Source organism: Hafnia alvei, assembly GCF_964063325.1.
In the GTDB taxonomy this organism is placed as follows: Bacteria; Pseudomonadota; Gammaproteobacteria; order Enterobacterales; family Enterobacteriaceae; genus Hafnia; species Hafnia alvei_B.
This window is the reverse complement of record NZ_OZ061315.1, coordinates 2,105,204-2,125,611: the sequence shown is the minus strand read 5'-3', so window position 1 is coordinate 2,125,611 and position 20,408 is coordinate 2,105,204. Positions and strand designations below refer to the sequence as shown.

Here is a 20,408-nt window from a genome sequence, read left to right as displayed (position 1 = left end):
TAGACAGTCCAGAACAGCGGCTAAAATGAGCTTTTAGTCTTTACGAATCAGACCCATTAGTCGCCCAGAAGGGTTTGTTCATGATGTGATCCTCCCAGTCATTGACTTCGCTTTCACGCACGGCAATGTAGCGCACCGAGATCCGCTCAGCGTGCATCGCTTTTTTAGAGCCTACTTTGAGGGGATGCCACTCTGGCAAGTCTTTTCCTTCATGCACCATACGATAGGCGCAGGTAGGAGGAAGCCATTCGAAGGTTTCCAGATTTTCGCGGGTTAGCTTGATACAGTCTTCTTCATACTCAAAGCGGCGCTCATAGTGACGACACTGGCACGTTTTGATATTGAGCAAGTTGCATGCAACGTTAGTGAAGTAAATTTCGTCGGTATCTTCGTCTTGAAGCTTATGTAAGCAGCACTGCCCACAACCATCACAAAGTGATTCCCATTCGTCATTGCTCATTTCAGCTAATGTTTTTTCTTGCCAGAAAGGGAGAGTTGTCATGCTTGTGTGTCCGATAATTACAGTTGGGCTGCACTATATAGACGCTTTAACGGTGAGATGCAAGTTTTGTCCTTACTAAAACTGGGCTTAGTAAGGACGCTGCTGGCTAGATAATGCGGGTACTCAATGAGTTACCATTGACGGATAGCGTTAGCATATCACCAGAGATCAAAGGACCCACACCCTGTGGCGTTCCGGTCAAAATAATGTCGCCCGCACGCAAAGTAAAGTAGCGGCTCATATAGCTAATCAGCGGCAGAATCTGCGTAATCATGTCACGCGTGTTGCCCTGCTGGCGAATAGAGCCGTTGATACTTAAGCTTAGTTCAGCGTTTTGCGGGTCACCAAACTCAGATTCAGGGATGAATCCAGAAATTGGGCAAGAACCATCAAAGGCTTTCGCTTTTTCCCAAGGACGTCCTGCTTTTTTGCATTCAGCCTGAATATCACGCAGCGTAAGATCCAAAGCGACACCGTAACCTGCGATAGCGCGCGCAACACGATCTTCGTTAGCCTGCTTCAGAGGTGTACCAATCAGAATGGCCAGCTCAATCTCATGATGAACAGAACCAAAATCTTTAGGGATAGCAACAGGCTGACGAATATCACAAAGAGCCGTTTCCGGTTTTAAAAATAAGACCGGCTCTGGTGCCTGCATACCGCCCATTTCTTTGATGTGATCGCCGTAGTTACTGCCAACGCAAACCACTTTATTGACAGGAAGCTCCAGTAAGGCACCCTGCCAATCACGATGTTGATACATAGACTTCTCCTGTGGTTATACCCAACGCGATGTTATGTCCACGTTATTCAAGGGCATACTTGGTCTGAAGCGAGAATCGAGCCGCCAACGGCATCTGAGCCTCCTGCCCTTCTTCTCTAGATATGAAGCTAGGTATGAAACTACAGCCGCAATCATCAACAGTTCAATGGATTTGCGCCGAGTTAGCTCGGCGCTCTATATTTATGTGAATAACATCACACTATTCATTCACCAGAAGATTTTTTAGTTTGCTCGAAATGCATCTTTAGCAAACTTTCAGGCGGCGGAGGCAGTTGTAAATAATACCCTTGCTCTTTCAAGGCGCGTTTGACTTTTTCGATGTCAGCAGACGCCAGCTTCTTTTTATTCTCTAAATCGATCATCATGGCTAATTGTGGTTGGCCAAAACTTTTCATCAGTTCTTCAGGCACCGATGAGAAATCGTCTCTTTTTTCGACATAAAGATAGGTCTGATCGCGTTTTGAACTTCTGTAAATGGTACAAATCATTTTTTCACTCTAATTAATTCAGACGGCGACTTGCCTAGATATAGCACTGACTATAACATGCTTAATGTACATCGGAATATTACCCCCTGTGTGGTTATTCCGGGGATTTAAAGTTGCTGAAACTGAGTCAGGATAGATGTCACAATCGCCAATAGAACTAAAAGGCAGCAGTTTTACCCTTTCGGTTGTTCATTTGCATAATTCGCAACCGGAGGTAATACGTGAGGCATTAATCGAAAAAGTTGAGCAAGCGCCCGCTTTTTTGAAAAATGCCCCTGTTGTTATTAATATTGCTAACGTCTCTGAAGGCGCAAGCTGGCAGAAATTACAACAGGCCATTACCGAAGCTGGGCTGCATGTCATTGGCGTAAGTGGTTGCACCGATGAAGGGCTTAAACGTGCTGTAACGCGTGCAGGCTTGCCTTTGCTAAGTGAAGGGAAAGGTATTAAGAAAAGTGCGCCCGTCGCGTTACCCGAGCCACCCGCACCGGTTAAAACCCGAATTGTGAGTACGCCGGTTCGGTCTGGACAGCAAATATATGCACGAGACTGTGATTTGATTGTCACCGGCAGCGTCAGCGCGGGTGCCGAGGTCATCGCCGATGGCAATATTCATATTTACGGCATGATGCGCGGCCGCGCCCTTGCCGGAGCCAGCGGGGATACATCCAGTCAGATTTTTTGTGCTCACCTTGCCGCTGAACTGGTGTCTATCGCCGGTCAGTACTGGTTGAGCGATCAAATCCCTGAAGCTTTTTATGGGCAAGCTGCCAGACTCAATTTGAGTGACAGTGCCTTAACTATACAACCTCTATTCTAGGCCCTTCGACAAGGAACCCATATACATGGCACGCATTATTGTTGTTACATCCGGTAAAGGGGGCGTTGGTAAAACCACATCTAGCGCAGCCATCGCTACCGGTTTGGCCCAAAAAGGTAAAAAGACCGTTGTTATCGACTTTGATATCGGTCTGCGTAATCTAGACCTGATCATGGGCTGTGAGCGTCGTGTAGTGTATGATTTTGTTAACGTGATTCAGGGTGATGCCACTCTCAATCAGGCGTTAATCAAAGATAAACGTACAGAAAATCTCTACATTCTTCCAGCCTCACAAACTCGCGACAAAGACGCATTAACACACGAAGGCGTTGAGAAAGTCTTAAACGATCTCGGTGAGATGGACTTTGACTTCATCGTCTGTGATTCACCAGCAGGCATCGAAACCGGCGCATTAATGGCACTGTATTTCGCTGATGAAGCCATTATTACCACCAACCCAGAAGTATCGTCTGTACGTGACTCAGACCGTATCCTCGGTATTTTGGCGTCAAAATCTCGCCGTGCAGAGAAAGGCGATGAGCCTATCAAAGAGCATCTGCTGCTGACTCGCTACAACCCGGGCCGTGTGAGCCGTGGTGACATGCTGAGCATGGAAGACGTGCTGGATATCCTGCGCATCCCATTAGTTGGCGTGATCCCAGAAAGCCCATCCGTACTGCGCGCATCAAACCAAGGCGAACCTGTTATACTGGATAAAGAGTCAGACGCCGGTCAGGCTTACCAAGACATGGTCGATCGCTTACTGGGCGAAGAACGTGCATTCCGATTTGTTGAAGAAGAGAAAAAAGGCTTCCTGAAACGCCTGTTCGGGGGATAAAACATGGCATTACTTGATTTCTTCCTGTCGCGCAAAAAGCCGACAGCCAATATAGCCAAGGAACGGCTGCAAATTATTGTCGCGGAGCGACGTCGCGGTGATAGTGAGCCACAATATTTGCCCCAGTTAAAACGAGATATCTTGGCTGTAATCTGCAAATACGTGCAGATAGATCCAGAAATGCTGACGGTACAGTTTGAACAAAAAGGCGATGATATTTCGGTATTAGAGCTTAATGTGACCTTGCCTGAAGCAGAAGAAGCAGCTAAATGATTTTATCATTCTGACGTTCTCTTATAGAAATATAAGGGAACGCCTGTATATATAAACAGACCTTTTAATAAGTAATTATCTCAAGAATAGCTATTATCAAGATTATTCCTAATATTAATTAATGCGCCAATGGCTATTAAAAATATTCACGTAGACTACTTTCTATAAGCTTTGTTTTTATATTATTGATTCATTTTCTGATCTGTTCGAAAAAAATAAAGACAGCCAATCGCTGTCTTTATTTTTATTGTTATCCTTGGCAACAATCACAACGTAGCCAAAATGGCCCTTACCTGCTCGCCAAGCAAATTTGCTCTCCACCCCTGAAGTAAGTCAGGCTGTTCGTCTTTCAGCTGCCAGTGCCAGCTTAGCAGTGCGTTTATTTGTCTACGCGAAGCAATCAGCTCTGCCGTTAATCCACTACGTTCAGCCGCGTTTTGTACTACGGCTTTTAACTCCTTGAACGCATGCTTATAGCCACTGTGATCAACCAATCGTTCAACCGGCTGTGGCCATTCAGACTCAGGAATATTGGCAGACTCAGCCACCATTGCCACCAGCGTTTTGCCATGGAAACGGATCTCAGGACCGCTCAATCCCAGCTCGCCTAATTCGCCTTGAGAGGTCGGTAGATAACGCGCAACCTGCCACAGGTTCTCTTCACGCACCACGAAATTAACCGCCATGTCACGCTGTCTAGCTTGATTAATACGCCACTCAGCCAGTTTCTGTAAACACGCTAGCTGACGCGTACGCAGCTGCCAAGCGTTGGTAATATCACGATAGGCTAATGCCGGATCCACCACTTCCTGACGACGACGACACAGGGCCAAGCACTCGTCGTTTGCGGCATCGGTCCAGCCAGCCTCAGCCACTTCCGCAATAAGCTTATGCGCTAGCGGCAGCAAATAGAAAACATCAGCGGCAGCATATTCACACTGACGTTCAGTCAGCGGACGAGCCAGCCAGTCAGTACGCGACTCGCTTTTATCTAATTCAACCTGCAAATACTCATTCACCATGGCGGCAAAACCACAGGAAAGCGGGCGACCAGTGAATGCAGCTAAAATCTGCGTATCGATCATTGGCGTTGGCAGCGTCTGAAAATCATGGATAAAAACCTCCAGATCTTCGCTACCGGCATGCAGTAGCTTGGTGACGTCTGGGTTTTTCAACAGTTCAACAAAGGGTTGCCAATCGGTAATCGGCAACGGATCGATCAAGGACAGTGTTTCACCATCAAAAAGCTGAATTAGGCCTAACTGGGGATAGTAAGTGCGGGTACGAACAAATTCGGTATCTAGCGCAATGTAAGCGTGGTGGCTTGCCTGCTCGCAAACCTGCTTAAGTTCGCTACTGGTAGTAATTAACTGATAATTCAAAACAGCATTCTCATTTTCATATTTCTGGCGCTATCACAACGCCAGCTGAGTGAGCCGGTACAAACAACGACGCCGGTAGCAACCGGCGTCAAAGTTTATCTGCTCAGAATAATGGGGAGCTATGCGGCGCTTTCCTGCGAGGCCGCTTGCTCCTCACGCAATTTTCTGCGTAGGATTTTTCCTACGTTAGACTTTGGCAACTCATCGTAAAACTCGACCTTCTTCGGAACCTTATAGCCCGTGAGATGTTTACGACAGTGTGCAATCAGCTCATCGCGAGTCAGAGAGGGATCTTTCTTCACAACGCAGATTTTAACCATCTCGCCTGAAGCCCCGTTCGGAACTCCGATCGCCGCGCACTCAAGCACTTTATCATGCATTGAGACCACTTCTTCGATTTCATTCGGATAAACATTGAAACCAGATACTAATATCATATCTTTTTTACGATCGACAATCCGCAAGAAGCCCTCATCATCGACGGTGACAACATCGCCGGTAGATAGCCAACCATCTTTTAGAATTTCGTCGGTCGCCTCAGGACGCTGCCAATAGCCTAGCATCACCTGCGGCCCTTTCACCTGCAGCTCCCCTGCCTCACCGTGCGGGACTTCATTGCCGTTATCATCGACCAAACGCACGTCGGTAGAAGGAACCGGAAGACCGATGCTGCCGCTGTAATGCTTCAAGTCGTAGGGATTGCCTGAAACCAATGGCGCGCACTCCGTCAATCCGTATCCTTCCAGTAAATGACGCCCGGTGAGTTTTTCCCATTTTTCGGCTACTGAGCGCTGAACTGACATCCCACCGCCTACCGACAAACGTAGCGTTGAGAAATCTAATTCACGAAAATCTTCATTATTCAGCAACGCATTAAACAACGTGTTGACACCCGTTAACGCCGTAAATGGATAGCGGCTGAGCTCTTTCACCATGCCAGGAATATCACGCGGGTTGGTGATCATCAGATTACAACCGCCCATTTCGATAAACAGCAGGCAGTTCACGGTTAAGGCAAAAATGTGGTACAGCGGCAGCGCCGTAACCACCAGCTCATGTCCTTCATTCAGCAATGGGCCATAAGCCGCACGAGACTGAATCAGATTAGCCTGCATATTCCGATGCGTCAGCATCGCGCCTTTCGCAACGCCGGTAGTACCGCCGGTGTATTGCAGAAATGCGAGGTCATTATTGGTAATATCAGGTTTGATATATTGTTGACGTCGCCCACGTTGTAACGCAGAGCGAAAAGAAATCGCATCGGGTAAGTTATATTTGGGCACCAGCCGTTTAATATACTTCACCACGAAGTTAACTAACGTCCCTTTTGCCGCAGAAAGCTGGTCACCCATGCGGGTCAAAATGACATGTTTCACCTGCGTATTGAATACGACCTTCTCCAGCGTATGCGCAAAGTTAGACACGATCACAATCGCGCTCGCGCCGCTGTCATTTAGCTGATGTTCTAACTCACGCGGGGTATACAGCGGGTTAACGTTAACCACAACCATCCCTGCACGGAGCACGCCAAACAGCGCAATCGGATATTGCAGCAAGTTAGGCATCATCAGTGCAACGCGATCGCCTTTCTTCAGCCCTAATTCATTTTGCAAATAGGCCGCAAATGCACGGCTGCGCTCTTCAAGCTTACGGAAGGTCATCACCTGCCCCATGTTGATGAACGCAGGCTGGTCAGCAAAACGCGCCACCGACTGCTCGAACATCTCCACCAGAGAGGTGTATTGATCAGGATCGATTTCCGCAGGAACATCTGCGGGATATCGTTTCAGCCAAACCTTTTCCAAGGTCGTTCTCCCGTAATTATTGTTATCTTGTTTAAGCATCGTTTGCATCGCACACCTGAACTATTAGCCATGAGAAACAACAGAACAATATCTAATGTTTAACAAAATTTTAACTCAGCGTACCAGTTCATGTGTAAACAATTTTCAGGTTGCGATATGCATCACTAAAATGGCCTCTACTCAGGTCTTACCCAGCATATATTGAGATAGGCAGGTCGGTATAAAAGCAAAAAGCGGCCTCGTGGCCGCTGTGGATATAATACCAAAAAGAGTAACTTTTTGTAAAATTAGCAATTTTTTAGTCTAAAAAAACATCAACATGCTTATTTTTTCCGCTGTAATTGCGTACCTAGATGGCGACTGTGACCAATGCAACACTCAATATTTCAAGAAGTGATAAATCGCGGTTCGTATCGGAGCTCAACTCATGTATATTCCGCTTTTTATCGGAGGGAACCATGCTGACCAACTCATCGACTCGTCTGAACAAATACATCAGTGAAAGTGGCATTTGCTCACGACGCGACGCCGATCGCTACATTGAGCAAGGGCATGTTTTTATCAACGGTAAACGTGCCGGAATTGGCGATCAGGTTTTCGCGGGTGACGTCGTGAAAGTTAATGGCCAATTGATTGAGCCCCGTGACGCCGACGATCTCGTACTCATCGCGCTCAATAAGCCTGTTGGCATCGTAAGCACCACGGAGAACGGCGAAAAAGATAATATCGTGGATTATGTCAACCACAGCACTCGTGTTTTCCCCATCGGTCGCTTAGACAAAGATTCACAGGGCATCATTTTCCTCACCAACCACGGCGATCTGGTGAATAAAATTCTGCGCGCCGGTAATGACCATGAAAAAGAGTATCTGGTCACCGTGAATAAACCGGTAACCGATGAATTTATTCGTGGCATGGGTGCGGGAGTACCGATTCTCGGTACGGTGACAAAAAAGTGCAAAGTGAAAAAAGAAGCGCCCTTTGTATTTCGTATCACTTTAGTTCAGGGCTTGAACCGCCAAATTCGCCGGATGTGTGAACATTTTGGCTACGAGGTCACCAAGCTCGAGCGCACGCGTATCATGAACGTCAGCCTAGCAGGCCTACCGTTGGGCGAATGGCGCGATTTAACCGACGATGAACTTATCGAACTGTTTAAGTCTATTGAAGACTCTTCTTCTGAAGCCAAACCGGCGAAAAAAGCCAAGCCGAAGGCAAAACCCGCGGTCGCTAAAAGCGCTCCGGCTAAAGGGCCAAAAACCGCCGCTAAAGGTGCAGGAGATGCGAATTCACGCAAGCGCTTTACCCAGCCCGGACGTAAGAAAAAAGGCCGTTAATCAGCACGCACCTAACATGACAAAGCCCCGAAATCGGGGCTTTGTTTTAAATAAACGCGTAAGCAGATTAATTCTCTGTTACAACACTTTGCACTCTGGCTGGACCTGGGTTATACCAACCCCAGCCGGGACCAAAGCCTGGCCCCCAGAAGCCACCGCGACCGTAGGCACCATAACCATAATCCCACGGCCCAAACGGCTGTGGCGGCATCACGATTTCCTGAGTGACACGCCAGCGCTGATAGCCCTGCACGTCCATCGTGACAAAGGTATACGGCGTCTTACCGATTTTGCCTTCGACGCTGCCGGTAAGCGGTCCGACGACCGTCACGAGCTGACCTTTGAAATCAACCGGATCCAAGAATGTTGCGCTCTTGGCAATCAAACGCCCAACCGAAGGCTGATTCAGGATTGGCCTCGCGGTGTCATCCAATGGCATCACCGCTATCTCTAACATCGTGGCGTCTTTTTGGTTAATCACGTTAACCACGGTGCCGCCAAAGCGAGACTCTTGCCCGACATAAAGATCCGGCGCGTTATGAACCGCAACGAAATTCTGCTGCGGCGTTGCCGACGTGCCTTTGATTGAGTCCGGGATTGTCACACACCCAGACAACAACAGCGGGCTACAAACGATCGCCACGCTGACTAACCGACGAACCCATTGCATTGAAGGCATATTTTATTCTCCAAAAACTAACTATCTTGTTCTTATGACTATTAGTTTAGACAGAAGTTGCCTGAATTATTCACGCCCCGGTAGTTTTTTCCATGTCACTTCATTCCGTAAATAGGTTGGCTGCGCATTTTCGACCGCGGTAACCTTACCTAAGGCAAAATCAGCTAGCGCAAGAGGCAACATATCTTCAGCCTGTGGGAGCAACATCTGGCCGTCAATCAAGCGAATGGCGGTATCAGAAGCCATATCAGGATAAGTCCCCCAACCGGTTCCAACGTGTGCCCACTCACCACTTAACGCCATAATATTTTGCTGCGCGCGATCGGGTGTTAGCACGGCTTCGGTGCTCTCTCCTACCCACACACCATTATCTTGTCGCTGATACTGTCCCCAGTAGACTTCGCCCATACGGGCATCAATAGCGGCTAATACCTGAGTGGCTCCGGTTACGCGAAACGCACCTTGCGCCATGGTGGACAGCGTGGAAACGCCGATCATTGGCAATTCAGCCCCCATTGCTAACCCTTGAGCAATGCCGATACCAATACGCACGCCGGTGAAACTGCCCGGACCCCGGCCAAAAGCCAATGCGTCCAATTGGCTCAGCGTAACGCCTGATTCAGCCAACACCTGCTGTACCATGGGCAAAATACGCTGCGTGTGCTCGCGTGGACAGATTTCAAACAGCGCATGTTTTTCGCCATTATTCCAGAGTGCAACAGAACAGGCTTCTGTTGCCGTATCGATCGCTAAAATTCGCGTGGACATGCCAACCTCGGGCGGGACAGTGAATGAATAAAGAAAAATCAGGATGCGGATCATAGCACAGCCTGTGTTTTGATGCTTCTGAAGGGTTTGATGCGCTGAAAAAATCGAGATATGCGAGGAAGCTCGCAGCGGAACAGAGATGAAACGCCTCAGCGTTCCATCTCACTGGAAAATGTTAATCGTGCGCTGCTTGACTACCGGCTTTAAGAAACGTAATCACCTTATTGAGATCGCGTGTGCGTGGCGCTGGCGGTAGGCTGTTCAGGAAAACCTCGCCATAGGGCCGCATCACTAAACGATTATCGCAAATAATCACCACGCCACGATCGCTGGTATCACGAATTAAACGCCCCACGCCCTGTTTAAGGGTAATCACCGCATCAGGCAACTGGACTTCAGCAAAAGGATCGCCGCCGCGAATGCGGCAGTCTTCAATTCGCGCTTTGAGCAACGGATCGTCCGGTGAGGTAAACGGGAGCTTATCGATAATCACACAGGATAATGTATCACCGCGCACGTCCACGCCTTCCCAAAAACTGCTGGTTGCAACTAACAGTGCGTTACCGGCAGCAACGAACTCTGCCAATAAACGAGGCTTGCTGGTTTCACCTTGTAATAACACCGGCAGCGTCATCGTGGCTCGAAACTCTTCGGCTAAATCACGCATCATGGCGTGTGAGGTACACAGGAAGAAGCAGCGCCCTTCGTTAGCCTCAATCACCGGCCTCAACATTCGCGCCAGTTGACGCGCCGCACCGCGCTGATTCGGCGTGGGCAAAAACCGAGGCACGCACAGCATCGCTTGGTTGGCGTAATCAAACGGACTCGGCAGTAATAAACTTTTGGCTTTATTTAACCCCAGCCGCGCCGTGAAATGAGAAACATCGTCGTTCACCGCCAGCGTTGCAGAGGTAAAGATCCATGAACCTGGCTTCTCTTTCATTACTTCACTGAATTTTTCCGCCACGGTGAGCGGCGTCAGCGCCATCACAAAATGGCGTGAGTTGCATTCATACCAGTAGCTATAGCCGGGAATCGACACATCGCGCAGGCGCTTCAAGCGATTACGATATAGCGTGGCTCGCTCAAACGCTGCATCAAGTAACGCCGAACGCCCGAGTGACATTTTCACCACGTCATAGCAAAGCTCTAAAGCATCATCGAGCAACACCAGCGCACGCTGCACTTCTGGTAATGCTAAAGCCTCACGTAAATTTCCGCGATAACCGGGATCGCCGAGCGCCAAACGAAAATCTTGAGCGCTCTGGCTTAGCCTGTCAGCGCATTTTTGCAGCTGCGCGGTGTCACGGACTTCAGTGCGATAGGCAATCGTAATATCTTTGGCCAAATCCATCAGTTGGCGGCTGGTCAGCTGCTGGCCGAAATATTGGCTGGCAATATCGGGTAGCTGATGAGCTTCATCGAAAATCATCACGTCAGCATCTGGGATAAGTTCACCAAATCCAGTTTCTTTCACCACCAGATCGGCCAAAAATAGATGGTGGTTAACCACGATGATGTCAGCATCCATCGCTCGGCGACGCGCTTTAACCACGAAGCAATCTTTATATTGTGGACAGTCACTGCCCAAACAGTTGTCATTGGTGCTGGTGACGAGTGGCCAGATCGTACTATCTTCCGATACGCCATGGCAGTTGCTGACGTCCCCATCTTCCGTTTGGATAGACCAACCACGCAGATGCATAAGATCGGATAACGCATCAGAAGCCAGTTCGCCGCCGACCATAGATTGCTGTTCTAAACGCTCAAGGCACAAATAGTTCGAACGCCCTTTCAGTAAAGCCAACTTTCCCGTGAACTTTAACGCATCGCGAACGGTAGGCAAATCGCGGGCATAGAGCTGATCCTGTAGCGCTTTAGAACCGGTAGAGATAATCACCTTTGCGCCAGAACGCAGGGCGGGAACCAAATAAGCATAGGTTTTTCCCGTTCCGGTTCCCGCTTCAACCACTAACTCTTCTTTGAATTGAATCGCTTTGGTGACAGCTTCGGCCATATGTTGTTGTGCTTCACGCGGTTTAAAACCCCGTATCGCTTTAGTTAGAATGCCATCGGGCGCGAAATCGTCTGTCACACAGCCTCTCTTTCATTTGGTGAAGACGTGATTATGCCAAGTGTTGGCACTAACAACCACCTACTTTGCTATAGCCCATATATGATTAAGGCCGCCCGAAGGCGGCCTTAATCATACATAAATGGGATGATAGCTTAGATCGCCGGTTTAAGGTTTCCCCGGGTGATATGCGTCAGCGGAACGTTAATATCAAAAATGCGGCTGCGAATATCAGTCGCCCCCATTTGCGCTACGCGTTTGATATGCATGGCGGCATACTGTTCTGCACTGGCTTTATCACGAAACAGATAAATACCACCGGCTTCACCAGCATCTACATTCTCAGTCCAGATTTTTGAGATAAAACCCGGCTCCTGTGTGATGCTCTGCGCCAACGGCGTTGCCATTTCGGCCAAGCGATCGCCTAACATGTCTCCCGGCATTTTAAAATCAATTTGCAATAATACGGTCATTTATGACTCCTTATAATTTCTAGTTCTTGTCTGTCTCTTCGAGAATGCCACAGACCGACAGTTGAAAGCAGTGTTTTTCATCCATTTTCTATATACTTTATGGATTGCTTTGCTCTAAACCTAAAAGGAGTTATGTATGTCTATCGAACGTATCAATCCAGAAAAGCGCTGGTCAGACGCCACCGTTTTCAATGACACTATCTATTATACCAGCGTTCCTGAAAACTTGGATGATGACGCCACTTCACAAACGGCCAACGCGCTGGCAGCTATTGATATGATCCTTAATCAACTGGGCACGGATAAAACGCGTATTCTTGATGCCACGATTTTCTTGGCCGATGGCGACGATTTTCAGGCGATGAATGCCGCATGGGATGCTTGGGTACCCGCTGGAAAAGCCCCGGTGCGCTGTACCGTTCAGGCCAAGCTGATGAATCCTAAATACAAAGTTGAAATCAAGATTATCGCGGCACGTTAATGTGCTCGTAAAAAAAGCCGCTCAGCATATTGAGCGGCTTTTTCCTGTAGCTAATCTGTTGTTACGCCAGCTTAATCATTATCATGCCAGCCAGCAGTAGGGTTAATCCCGCCCAACCTTTTTTATTCAAACGCTGACCGAACAGTATCCAGCCGGCAGCCACCGTGGCTGCGATACCAAAACCGCCCCACAGCGCATACGCCACGGACAGTTCGATACCTTTCACCGCCTGTGACAAGGAACTAAATGCACCTAACACCGCGGCCAGCGATAACAATCCCATCCAAATACGGCGGAAGCCGTCTGACCATTTCAGGAAGATATTAGCTAAAATCTCTAATACGACAGCAAATGCTAACCACGCAATATGGAACCACTCAAGCTGTTGCATGATTGCCTCCTACGTTAGCTTTGGTTTGCGCAGGTTTATTTTTCATCGCTACGGCGCTTTTCTGTTCACCTGTTTTAGCAGATGGTTTTTTAGTTTTTACCGTACCCGATTTAACCAGCGCGATACCCGCAATCAGCGTAACCAAGCCCATCAATTTCATCAGGGACATACTTTCGTCAAACCACATTACGCTGAACAAGGTAATAAACAGAATACCAATACCTTCCCACAGTGCGTAAGCAACGCCTAAAGCAACACGCTTCACCGCAAAAGAAAGTAAGATATAAGAGATGGTAATCATCACCAGCATAACGATATTGCCCGTCATACCGCCGCTCAGACTTGCCCATTTCATTGATAGCGTACCGATAATTTCGGCCGCGATGGCACATGCCAAAAAGATCCAATAAATCATTTTTCTCTCCACAGAGTTTTATTTTTTATTCGACCCGTTATTTTTTAATGTTTAACCCTATCAGGCTCGAAAATAGGCGCAGTAAGGCTAAATAACATTACAGAAAACCATAATTGGTGTTCCGATGTTAAATACGGATCGGTAAGAATTATTCGGCTAGGATAAACGCAGACAACATCTGGCTGAGTCGCTGGTTTTATCAGCTACCGTAAGTGGAGAAAGAAGCTAAAGCTCGCTACACCAGTGATGTTCACTAGAAAGCGTTGTAGAAATGAATAAGAGATATGTAGAAGTTTTAATCATCAAGCGATTGTGAGTTTTCATAATAGTTTACATCTTCCCCCCGTACCTACTCCCTACCATACGGTTTGTTCAGTGTCCTCATCAGGTTTAATTAACTGCATTATTTGTATCATAGGCAATTTTATTAAGCAAACCGCCTTTTTGCAAGTTTTCACAGAAAAATGAATATAAATAAGCAAGTTAGATAATTAAAAAAGAAAGCCACCCTAAATGGATGGCTTGATTTCTGTGGAGCCTCAACGAGTTAGCGTTGCTTAACTATTATGCACTGTGCATAAAACAACGCTTTTTGTGCTCACAAAAAATGGACAAAATATTTTACGCTTTCGCGCCTGCAACCGCTTCTTTAGCCAGTTCAGTGATACGTGCGTAGTCGCCGTTATCCAAAGCATCGTTAGGGATCAGCCAAGAACCACCGATGCACAGCACGCTTTTCAGTGCCAGATAGTCACGATAGTTTTGTGGATTGATACCGCCAGTTGGGCAGAAACGAACGTGCGAGAATGGACCTGCGATAGCCTGCAACGCTTTAACGCCGCCGTTAGCTTCGGCTGGGAAGAATTTGAATTCTTTCAAGCCATGATCCATACCTAACATCAGTTCTGAAACCGTGCTGATACCTGGGATAAGTGGGATTGAACCGGCAGTTGCTGCTTTCAACAAATCAGCGGTTAGACCTGGGCTGATAGCAAACTGAGCACCGGCTTCGGTGACGTCAGCCAATTGTTTGGCATTGGTAACGGTACCCGCGCCCACGATAGCTTCTGGAACTTCTTTAGCGATCAGGCGAATCGCCTCAACCGCACACTCGGTACGCAGGGTGACTTCCAGCACACGCACGCCACCGGCAACCAGCGCTTTAGCCAAAGGCACGGCCTGCTCAATTTTTTTAATAACGATTACAGGTACAACCGGGCCGGCTGTCATGATTGACTCGGCGCTTACTTTCCAGTTTTTCATCTGCTTATTATCTCCATGGTGCCTTGCGGCATGGTTTATGGCTGGCGCTGCTGTTCTCAAACAGGAAAACCTTGCTATACCCCTCTTTCTTCATGTGGATCGAATGATTTAGGGTACACAACGCCAAAAAGAATCATTAACGCGAGCTCACATCAGCTCGCGTCATTGAATTAATAGAATTTAATGCAGCTAGCGCCTTCTTCGGCACCGGAGAGCTGCTCACGCAGCGCAGCAAACATCTCACGGCCTGAGCCATCGTGCATTTCGGACAAATCAGGGTGCACCAGTTCACGGCTTGCCAATTCAGCTTCATCCACCAGCAAAGTGAGTTCGCCGGTTTTGCCGTTAACGCGAACCACATCGCCATCACGGACTTTCGCCAGCAGGCCGCCTGAATAAGCTTCAGGGGTAACATGGATCGCTGATGGCACTTTGCCTGAGGCGCCAGACAGACGGCCATCGGTGACTAATGCTACTTTCAGCCCGCGATCCATCAGAACGCCTAATGGTGGCATCAATTTGTGCAGCTCAGGCATACCGATAGCGCGTGGTCCCTGATAACGAACCACCACTACGCAGTCTTTGTCCAATTTACCGGCTTCAAACGCAGGAACCACGTCGTGCTGGCTGTGGAATACCACCGCAGGGGCTTCAATAATTTGGTTATCAGCAGGCACCGCAGAGGTTTTCATCACGGCGCGGCCTAAGTTGCCCGTCAGCACTTTTGTACCACCGTGAGATTCAAACGGTGATGCAAAGCTCGCAATGACGTTGCTGTCATGGGATTTTTCAGGACCTGGGCGATATACCAGCTTGCCCTCTTCCAAGAAAGGCTCTTGGGTGTAACGGCTCAAACCATGGCCAGCTACGGTTTCAACATCTTCATGCAGCAAGCCGCCTTTCAACAACTCTTTTACCAGCACCGGCACGCCGCCCGCTGCTTGGAAATGGTTGATATCTGCGGGACCGTTTGGATAGATGCGGCACATCAATGGCACTACGTCAGACAGGTCAGAGAAATCATCCCAGTTGATATGAATGCCCGCGGCACGCGCCATCGCCACTAAATGCATGGTGTGGTTGGTAGAACCACCGGTGGCTAGCAGAGCGATAATACCGTTCACGATGACTTTTTCGTCAACCATGCGGCCCACTGGCATGTAATTGCCGCTCGTCTCAGTCATACGAGTTACCTGACGCGCCGCGGCATCGGTTAATGCGGCGCGTAATGGCATATCTGGCTGAACGAAAGATGATCCCGGTAAATGCAGGCCCATCACTTCAATCACCATCTGATTGGAGTTCGCCGTACCGTAGAAAGTACAGGTGCCTGGCGCATGGTAAGACGCTGCTTCAGCTTCAAGCAGCGCATCGCGACCCAGTTTGCCTTCCGCGTACAGTTGGCGAACACGGACTTTTTCTTTGTTAGGCAAACCGCTCGGCATTGGACCGGCTGGAACGAACAGGGTCGGTAAATGGCCAAAAGACATCGCGGCCATAAACAGACCCGGCACAATTTTGTCGCACACGCCAAGATACAGCGCGCCGTCAAACATATTGTGCGAAAGACCCACTGCGGCAGACATGGCAATCACTTCGCGGCTCATCAATGAGAGCTCCATGCCGTCCTGTCCCTGAGTTACACCATCGCACATCGCAGGTACGCCAGCGGCCACTTGCCCTACCGCTCCAACCGAATGCAGCGCGGCTTTGATCTGCTCTGGATAGGTTTCATAGGGCTGATGCGCCGAGAGCATATCGTTATACGAGGTTACGATACCGATATTGCTCTTGATCATGCTGGTCAGAGACGCTTTATCATCCTGACCGCAAGCGGCGAAACCGTGCGCCAAGTTGCCACAGGCTAACTGAGAACGATGTACCTTCTTGCTGCGCGCTTTTTCGATTTTGGCCAAGTAGGCCGCACGGCTGTCGCGGGAGCGTTCAATAATGCGTTGAGTAACTCGGGATACTGTTGGGTTCATTGCTGCCTCATGCCGTCCAGTAGATGTCGACCGGCGTTTGTGTTTGGTGTAACACCGCGCGGATCGGCATCTCATTCACATCCGTGCCCTGAATTGCGCGCTGATAAACATCACGCTTGCTGCCACCTACCACATGCAGGTAGATATGGCGGCTATTGAGCAGAGCCGGAAGTGTTAGGGTGATACGATCGAGTGGCGCGGTCAGCGGGGTCATCCCCATGCAGACTCGGCCAGAATCCATCGCGAGAGCTGGGAACAGATTCTCTGCCCCAGGGAAGAGTGAAGCGGTATGGCCATCATCACCCATGCCGAGGATCACAACGTCAAACGGACGAGCAATAGATTGCAACGCACGTTCGGTGTCTGCGGCTCCGGCAAACGGGGTGGCATGACTATTTTTCAAACCAACAAACTTCGCGGTTGAGGCGTGGCCCTTCAGCAAATGTTCTCGTACCAGCTTTTCGTTACTGGAATCATCATTTGCATCGACCCAACGCTCATCCGCTAAGGTGATGGTGACCTTGCTCCACTCAATGGCTTGCTGAGTTAACGCCTCGAACAGTCCTAGCGGTGTACGACCACCCGACACGACTAGACTGGCTTCTCCCTGAGCGCTAATGCTGTGGCTCAGAGCTGCGGCTATTTCCTCTGCAAACTGTTCGTTAAGCGCCTGTGCGCTCGTAAATTCTTTAAACTGTGCCATTTCAACCACTCCTAAACTGTTTGAATCTCAACACACGGAGGGTGTTCCCTCCGTGATACTTTGCGATCAAATAACGTTGTGACGTTATTCGAATTCATTCCATGCACGGCCATCGCGACTGATCATCGCAACAGAGGCTACAGGGCCCCAAGTACCGGCTTGGTATGGTTTAGGAGATTCATTGTCAGCGGCCCATGCTTCCATAATGGAGTCGACCCACTTCCACGCTTCTTCCACCTCATCACGGCGCACGAACAGCGCTTGGATCCCACGCATGGTCTCCAGCAGCAAACGCTCATAGGCATCAGCTAAATGCTCTTGATGGAAAGTATCGGAGAAGCTCAGATCCAGCTTAGTGGTTTGTAAACGATGCTTATGCTCCAGACCTGGCACCTTGTTAAGGATGTCAATCTGTACGCCCTCATCAGGCTGCAAGCGGATCGTCAGTTTGTTCTGCGGCAGCTCTTGGTAAGAGTCGCTGAACAGGTTGAGCGGCGGGTTCTTAAAGTAAATAACTACTTCAGAACATTTTGATGGCAGACGTTTACCGGTACGTAGATAGAACGGAACGCCAGCCCAGCGCCAGTTATCAATATCAACGCGAATAGAGACGAAGGTTTCCGTGTTACTACTTTTGTTCGCCCCTTCTTCCTCCAGATATCCTGGTACTTTTTTGCCTTGGACAAAGCCCGCGGTGTATTGGCCACGTACCGTGGTATCACGCACGTTGGAATGGTTAATACGACGTAGTGAGCGCAGCACTTTGACTTTTTCATCACGAATACGGTCGGTAGAGAGATCCGCCGGCGGTGACATGGCAATCATAGTCAAAATTTGCAACAGATGATTTTGAATCATGTCGCGCATCTGGCCAGCTTTATCAAAGTAGCCCCAGCGACCTTCAATGCCCACTTCTTCGGCAACGGTGATCTGCACGCTGTCGATCATGCTGTTGTCCCAGTTATTCGCAAACAGGGAGTTAGCAAAGCGCAACGCCAGCAGGTTAAGCACCGTTTCTTTGCCCAAATAGTGGTCAATACGGTAAACCTGTGACTCGTCAAAGAATTCAGCCACCTGATTATTGATGGCGCGTGAGGATTCCAAATCGGTACCGAGTGGTTTTTCCATCACGATGCGGCTTGGATCTTTATTCAGACCGGATGCACCCAAACCTTGGCAGATAGCGCCGAAAGTGCTTGGTGGCATAGCAAAGTAGTTGATGGTGACGCGTTTCTTCTGATCCAGCATTTTTGCCAGATTTTTGAAATGCTGAGTGTCATTGACGTCAAGGTTACAGAAGTCGAGACGCGCACTGAGCGTCGCCCACAGTTCTTCATCAACCTTTTCCTTCAAGAAGGTGTCCAGTGCTTCGCGAACGACCTTAGTGTAGGCGTCTTTATCCCAATCGGCGCGACCTACGCCGATGATACGAGTGTCCGGATGGATATGACCGGCTTTTTCTAATTGGTACAGGGAAGGCAGCAGTTTACGGCGGGCTAAATCGCCCTTGGCGCCGAAAATGACCAGGTCACAGGCCTGTGCTGTTGACGTAACCGCCATGTTCATCTCCTCGTTGCAGGATGCTTGTAATTTTATTACATAATTAATGTACTATTTTTGACTATAGCCAGTAAACATGCTTTTTTGTCGAAAATTTAAACATAAATGGTATGAAATTTTCGTTGACCCCGCCGCAGACCGCGTAATGACAGACACATTATGTAATTTTCTGTCAAAACTGAACTAATATTACCATATCGAAAGTTAGACACGCGTCATACTCTGGTAAAAAAAGCCCGCGAAGCGGCATCATCTCGCTGCAAAGCAGTTGTGGCTCGTAGTATATTTTCATCAAACAATCATAGATTTCTCCTTTCTTTGAAATCGTTTTGCTCAATAGATGTCAAAATGTAGGAAGGCGGCGAGCGAACAAGACCCGATGAGCTTACCAGAGTAAGTGATTCGAGCAGCCAACACACCTCCAGTTTGAAAGATGACGGGCATACAATCCATGAGTGAATTTGTATATGAATACGCTGGACAAAATTCAGGCCAACCTGGACCAACTCAGTAAATCCGAGCGCAAAGTTGCCGAGGTTATCTTGGCTGCACCGCAAACCGCGATTCACTCTAGCATTGCGACGCTGGCGAAAATGGCTGATGTCAGTGAACCCACGGTAAACCGTTTTTGTCGTCGTTTAGAAACCAAAGGCTTCCCCGATTTTAAACTTCATCTAGCACAGAGCCTTGCTAATGGGACGCCGTATGTCAATCGAAACGTCGAAGAGACTGACAGCGTTGATGCTTATACCAGCAAAATATTCGAATCTGCGATGGCCAGCCTTGAAATGGCCAAGAATAACCTTGATATGGCCGCGGTTAATCGCGCCGTTGATCTGCTCACTCAGGCCAAGAAAATTTCCTTCTTTGGTTTAGGCGCATCCGCGGCGGTTGCCCATGATGCCATGAACAAATTCTTCCGGTTTAACATTCCTGTGGTTTATTTTGATGACATCGTCATGCAAAGAATGAGCTGCATGAATTCAAACGAAGGTGATGTTGTGGTCCTCATCTCCCACACTGGACGCACCAAAAGCTTGGTCGAGATGGCACATTTAGCGCGCGAAAATGACGCTACCGTGATTGCCATTACCTCTCGTGATACCCCCCTTGCACTTGAAGCGACCCTCCCCTTAATTCTGGATGTGCCAGAAGACACCGATGTCTACATGCCAATGGTGTCAAGAATTGCTCAATTGACGCTTATCGATGCGCTGGCAACTGGCTTTACCCTGCGCAGAGGCGCAAAATTCAGAGATAACTTGAAGCGAGTCAAAGAAGCGTTGAAAGAATCGCGCTTTGATAAAGGACTGGCGCTGCCCCACCATTTCGATTAATGCGGTAAAGGGCTAAGATAGAAAGTATAAGTTTAACGTCAATCAGGCAC

General features: G+C 48.7%; 21 protein-coding genes. 6 read left to right on the top strand and 15 right to left on the bottom strand.

Going from position 1 to position 20,408, the window contains the following annotated elements:
• Positions 1–40 precede the first annotated feature (40 nt).
• The 3 genes from AB3Y96_RS10125 to AB3Y96_RS10115 all read right to left on the bottom strand — a co-directional run bounded on the left by AB3Y96_RS10125 (position 41) and on the right by AB3Y96_RS10115 (position 1,774).
• A complete protein-coding gene (locus AB3Y96_RS10125) occupies positions 41–502 on the bottom strand; it encodes a YcgN family cysteine cluster protein (protein ID WP_072307528.1) in 462 nt (153 codons plus the stop codon).
• 106 nt (positions 503–608) lie between these two features.
• The gene (locus AB3Y96_RS10120; protein ID WP_367299102.1) at positions 609–1,265 is read right to left on the bottom strand and encodes a fumarylacetoacetate hydrolase family protein; all 657 of its coding nucleotides are present in this window, start codon (positions 1,263–1,265) and stop codon (positions 609–611) included.
• Between the two features lie 224 nt (positions 1,266–1,489).
• On the bottom strand, positions 1,490–1,774 hold the full coding sequence (locus AB3Y96_RS10115) for a YcgL domain-containing protein (RefSeq protein WP_367299101.1): 285 nt from the start codon (positions 1,772–1,774) through the stop codon (positions 1,490–1,492).
• A gap of 136 nt (positions 1,775–1,910) precedes the next feature.
• Between AB3Y96_RS10115 and minC the strand changes: the two genes are divergently transcribed.
• From minC to minE, 3 genes are read left to right on the top strand one after another with little or no spacing between them, the layout of a single operon-like run.
• Entirely contained in the window at positions 1,911–2,594 is a 684-nt protein-coding gene (gene minC / locus AB3Y96_RS10110; RefSeq protein WP_072307525.1) for a septum site-determining protein MinC, read from the top strand.
• 25 nt (positions 2,595–2,619) lie between these two features.
• Positions 2,620–3,432, top strand: coding sequence for a septum site-determining protein MinD (gene minD / locus AB3Y96_RS10105; protein ID WP_072307524.1), 813 nt, complete (start codon positions 2,620–2,622; stop codon positions 3,430–3,432).
• A gap of 3 nt (positions 3,433–3,435) precedes the next feature.
• On the top strand, positions 3,436–3,705 hold the full coding sequence (gene minE / locus AB3Y96_RS10100; protein ID WP_004090202.1) for a cell division topological specificity factor MinE: 270 nt from the start codon (positions 3,436–3,438) through the stop codon (positions 3,703–3,705).
• 266 nt (positions 3,706–3,971) lie between these two features.
• Here minE and rnd read toward each other — a convergent pair whose 3' ends face one another.
• A complete protein-coding gene (rnd, locus tag AB3Y96_RS10095; RefSeq protein WP_072307523.1) occupies positions 3,972–5,087 on the bottom strand; it encodes a ribonuclease D in 1,116 nt (371 codons plus the stop codon).
• A 119-nt stretch (positions 5,088–5,206) separates the two neighbouring features.
• Positions 5,207–6,892: a long-chain-fatty-acid--CoA ligase FadD gene (gene fadD, locus AB3Y96_RS10090; RefSeq protein ID WP_072307620.1), complete on the bottom strand. Its 1,686-nt coding sequence runs from the start codon at positions 6,890–6,892 to the stop codon at positions 5,207–5,209.
• A gap of 458 nt (positions 6,893–7,350) precedes the next feature.
• Between fadD and rluF the strand changes: the two genes are divergently transcribed.
• A complete protein-coding gene (rluF, locus tag AB3Y96_RS10085; protein WP_367299100.1) occupies positions 7,351–8,229 on the top strand; it encodes a 23S rRNA pseudouridine(2604) synthase RluF in 879 nt (292 codons plus the stop codon).
• A 67-nt stretch (positions 8,230–8,296) separates the two neighbouring features.
• On the opposite strand, the gene AB3Y96_RS10080 is transcribed toward rluF, so the two are convergent.
• The 4 genes from AB3Y96_RS10080 to AB3Y96_RS10065 form a co-directional block, all read right to left on the bottom strand.
• Positions 8,297–8,908 carry a Slp family lipoprotein gene (locus AB3Y96_RS10080; RefSeq protein WP_072307521.1) on the bottom strand — a complete coding sequence of 204 codons (612 nt, stop codon included), beginning with the start codon at positions 8,906–8,908 and terminating at the stop codon, positions 8,297–8,299.
• A 66-nt stretch (positions 8,909–8,974) separates the two neighbouring features.
• Positions 8,975–9,676, bottom strand: coding sequence for a tRNA (adenosine(37)-N6)-threonylcarbamoyltransferase complex dimerization subunit type 1 TsaB (tsaB, locus tag AB3Y96_RS10075; RefSeq protein WP_367299099.1), 702 nt, complete (start codon positions 9,674–9,676; stop codon positions 8,975–8,977).
• A 175-nt stretch (positions 9,677–9,851) separates the two neighbouring features.
• Positions 9,852–11,771 (bottom strand): ATP-dependent DNA helicase, encoded by a 1,920-nt coding sequence (locus AB3Y96_RS10070; protein WP_367299098.1) that lies wholly within the window; start codon positions 11,769–11,771, stop codon positions 9,852–9,854.
• A gap of 134 nt (positions 11,772–11,905) precedes the next feature.
• On the bottom strand, positions 11,906–12,223 hold the full coding sequence (locus AB3Y96_RS10065; protein WP_072307519.1) for a monooxygenase: 318 nt from the start codon (positions 12,221–12,223) through the stop codon (positions 11,906–11,908).
• Positions 12,224–12,359: 136 nt separating this feature from the next.
• Between AB3Y96_RS10065 and AB3Y96_RS10060 the strand changes: the two genes are divergently transcribed.
• Positions 12,360–12,704, top strand: a complete 345-nt coding sequence (locus tag AB3Y96_RS10060) for a RidA family protein (RefSeq protein ID WP_025801958.1) — start codon at positions 12,360–12,362, stop codon at positions 12,702–12,704.
• 61 nt (positions 12,705–12,765) lie between these two features.
• On the opposite strand, the gene mdtI is transcribed toward AB3Y96_RS10060, so the two are convergent.
• The 6 genes from mdtI to zwf all read right to left on the bottom strand — a co-directional run bounded on the left by mdtI (position 12,766) and on the right by zwf (position 19,021).
• A complete protein-coding gene (mdtI, locus tag AB3Y96_RS10055) occupies positions 12,766–13,095 on the bottom strand; it encodes a multidrug/spermidine efflux SMR transporter subunit MdtI (RefSeq protein WP_025801956.1) in 330 nt (109 codons plus the stop codon).
• A complete protein-coding gene (gene mdtJ, locus AB3Y96_RS10050; RefSeq protein WP_072307518.1) occupies positions 13,082–13,510 on the bottom strand; it encodes a multidrug/spermidine efflux SMR transporter subunit MdtJ in 429 nt (142 codons plus the stop codon). The genes mdtI and mdtJ overlap by 14 nt, the downstream gene beginning before the upstream one ends.
• 621 nt (positions 13,511–14,131) lie before the next feature.
• Positions 14,132–14,773 (bottom strand): bifunctional 4-hydroxy-2-oxoglutarate aldolase/2-dehydro-3-deoxy-phosphogluconate aldolase, encoded by a 642-nt coding sequence (locus AB3Y96_RS10045; protein WP_025801952.1) that lies wholly within the window; start codon positions 14,771–14,773, stop codon positions 14,132–14,134.
• A gap of 170 nt (positions 14,774–14,943) precedes the next feature.
• Positions 14,944–16,758: a phosphogluconate dehydratase gene (gene edd / locus AB3Y96_RS10040; RefSeq protein WP_367299097.1), complete on the bottom strand. Its 1,815-nt coding sequence runs from the start codon at positions 16,756–16,758 to the stop codon at positions 14,944–14,946.
• A gap of 7 nt (positions 16,759–16,765) precedes the next feature.
• Complete coding sequence (pgl, locus tag AB3Y96_RS10035) at positions 16,766–17,461, bottom strand: 6-phosphogluconolactonase (RefSeq protein WP_367299096.1); 696 nt, start codon at positions 17,459–17,461, stop codon at positions 16,766–16,768.
• 84 nt (positions 17,462–17,545) lie between these two features.
• Positions 17,546–19,021: a glucose-6-phosphate dehydrogenase gene (gene zwf / locus AB3Y96_RS10030; protein ID WP_072307515.1), complete on the bottom strand. Its 1,476-nt coding sequence runs from the start codon at positions 19,019–19,021 to the stop codon at positions 17,546–17,548.
• A 467-nt stretch (positions 19,022–19,488) separates the two neighbouring features.
• Between zwf and AB3Y96_RS10025 the strand changes: the two genes are divergently transcribed.
• On the top strand, positions 19,489–20,358 hold the full coding sequence (locus AB3Y96_RS10025) for a MurR/RpiR family transcriptional regulator (RefSeq protein ID WP_025801944.1): 870 nt from the start codon (positions 19,489–19,491) through the stop codon (positions 20,356–20,358).
• Positions 20,359–20,408: the final 50 nt, after the last annotated feature.